General features: G+C 45.7%; 4 protein-coding genes. All 4 read right to left on the bottom strand.

What is annotated here, in order from left to right; translation table 11 throughout:
- A partial coding sequence (locus AWW72_RS19865) for a hypothetical protein (RefSeq protein ID WP_502686082.1) occupies window positions 1–136 on the bottom strand: 136 nt, incomplete at its 3' end.
- 200 nt (window positions 137–336) lie between these two features.
- Window positions 337–1521: a cyanate transporter gene (locus AWW72_RS16665; RefSeq protein ID WP_081410394.1), complete on the bottom strand. Its 1185-nt coding sequence runs from the start codon at window positions 1519–1521 to the stop codon at window positions 337–339.
- Window positions 1522–1524: 3 nt separating this feature from the next.
- On the bottom strand, window positions 1525–1986 hold the full coding sequence (locus AWW72_RS16660; RefSeq protein ID WP_062848069.1) for a nucleoside deaminase: 462 nt from the start codon (window positions 1984–1986) through the stop codon (window positions 1525–1527).
- A 16-nt stretch (window positions 1987–2002) separates the two neighbouring features.
- Window positions 2003–2495 (bottom strand): ankyrin repeat domain-containing protein (locus tag AWW72_RS16655; protein WP_062848068.1); only part of this gene is annotated, 493 nt, incomplete at its 5' end.

Here is a 2495-nt window from a genome sequence, read left to right as displayed (position 1 = left end):
TTAATTCATGCTGGCCATCGATACGTTGCAGGAAGACTTGGGAATTTAAATTTTGATTTGAAAACTGAATATGGATCGCACGTTTCTGTGCGGTGAGGCCTAAACTTTCCAGAGCCTTAAAAATATTGTTCAACATTTTTTATAGAACATTTCATTAAATTTGCCATATTTTACTCAAAAAAACGATTTAATGTCTATACAGTTCTGTCTATAGATGACAATAAATGTCACATTCTATTTATTTTTTTAAACTTCCCTGTTAACTACGCGATACGTCCTTATTAAAAAAAGTTAAAAAATAAACACCTTGTTTTTCTTTAACTTAGCTTCTTTTATTTATTTTTCCAAGCGGATGGCTTTTGTATAATGTATGGGGTTGAGCCTGATCACCAGTATGCTCACCACCACTACCATCGCCAAATGCCAGATCCAGCCAAGGGTATAACCACCTGTAAGACCGTGAAATACGGCAAGTAGCCACGGCGCAATCGCTGCAAGTAAGAAACCACCACCTTGCATCAAGGCAGAAAGCTGACCTGCATGTGCGGGATCAGCCAGATGATCGAGCACCACAATCATCAGTAAAGCAAAACTGCCACCCAAGCCTGCACCTAAAGTCACGACCCATAGATAAGGCAGATGTTCAGGGATAAAAGCCAAGCCCGCAAATCCAAGCAGTTGCATGAGTAAAGTTAAACCAATCCAGATCCGGCGGTCCTTATTGGTTCGGGATAAATAAGGCAATAGCAGTGCTGCCGCGGCTTGACTGAGTGTCAGTACTGCCATCAAATTACCGCTCGCTGTTGCACTCCAGCCCCGCTCCTGATAGGACGGTGCCAGCCATGCCACGATTGAGCTGTAACCACCATTGATCAACCCAAAGCAAAAAATCAACAACCAGGTCCGTGGCTGTTTCATAAACACGCCAACCGATGGAAGTTTGTATTGAGATTTTGCAGGTCGAGCTAAAAAACAACCGGCCAACAGCAACGCAGCAATTGCGGGTAAAGTGAAAATCGATAGACCAATTTTCCAGTCCCCGCTCACGCTAGTGACCATCGGCGCAATTAAAGCACCCAAAGCCCCGCCGCCCATCAACATGGCTGAATATAGCCCCATCATCGGCCCCAGATGATTGGCAAATTCTCTTTTGATCATACTTGGAAAGCAGGCCTGTACAATCGCCACACCTAAGCCAATGATGGCAGCAGTCAAAATCAAGAATCCACCATTCGGCACAATAAAACGTAATGCACATCCCAGACAGATAATCGCTAAAGCCGTCAGAATGGCCTTACGCTCACCCAGCGCACTTTGTATCGAAGGCCCAACAAAGGCAATGATTCCCATCAGCAGCATAGGAACTAAAGTAAGTAAGGCAATCCCTTGCAAACTCAGGCCCGTCCCTGTTCGTATCGGATTCGCGACTGGCCCAATGCTGGTCATAAAAGGCCGTAAATTGAGTCCGACCAATGCCACAGTTGCGATCAGCATCGGACGATGATTAAAGGAGGTCATCATAATTTAGGCCAATGATTTCCAGTAAGCATATAAATCTGGTTTGTGCTCTAGCCGTACAGGGACATAGCGAATCTGCATCGATTGCTCTGCAAAAGGCTTGGCGAGGTCTGCATAAATTGCGGCGGTTGATAGGCCAAAGGGTTCACCTGCTTCATTTGAATAGGCATAAGTCACAGCCTGTATACCCGCCATACGCATCGCAGCCTTACACATCGGACATGGATGACCACTGGCAAAAACAGTGCATCCTTCTAAATTGACTGAGTTGAGCTGTTTGCTGGCAGCACGGATGGCCTGTAATTCTGCATGTGCAGTGGGATCATTAGTGCTGAGAATCTGGTTGACGCCAGAAGCAATCACTTGCCCATCTTTGACAATCACTGCCCCGAATGGACGTCCACCTGCCTCACTATTTTGATAAGCCAGTTCAATGGCCTGACGAAGAAAATCTGTATCCTTATTCATGTTCATACTCTCAGCCTTATTTTGCACCAGCCGCCAATAATGCATTTTCAATCGTCTTGTAACCGCGTGCCTGAGCATGAGCCAATGGCGTTACTCCTTCACGATCAGCGAGATTGACATTGACACCTGACTGAATTAGAAGGTCGACGATTTGCTGGTATTGCTTATCACCATTGCCTAACATGATGGCTTCCAACAATGCAGTCCAACCCAGATTATTGACATGATCAATCTTTACGCCTGCTGCAATCAGTGTTTTAACCGTTTCGACATGACCCCGCTCACAGGCAGGAATCAATGCTGTACCGCCATATCGATTGGTACTTTTTAGGTCTGCGCCATGTTGCAACGTCATTTTCAAAATCTCTAAATGCCCTCTTGCACCCGCATAGAGATAAGGACTGTCCTGAATATTATCTTTGGCATTGACATCGGCTCCAGCCTGAATCAAAGCTTGCGCAGCCTGAATATTGTTGGCTCGTGTCGCAATCTTTGATTCAGGCTGGAGC

The sequence above is a fragment of the Acinetobacter sp. NRRL B-65365 genome (assembly GCF_001605865.1).
GTDB lineage: Bacteria > Pseudomonadota > Gammaproteobacteria > Pseudomonadales > Moraxellaceae > Acinetobacter > Acinetobacter vivianii.
The sequence above is the reverse complement of the archived record's forward strand: the minus strand, read 5'-3'. Positions and strand labels throughout refer to the sequence as shown.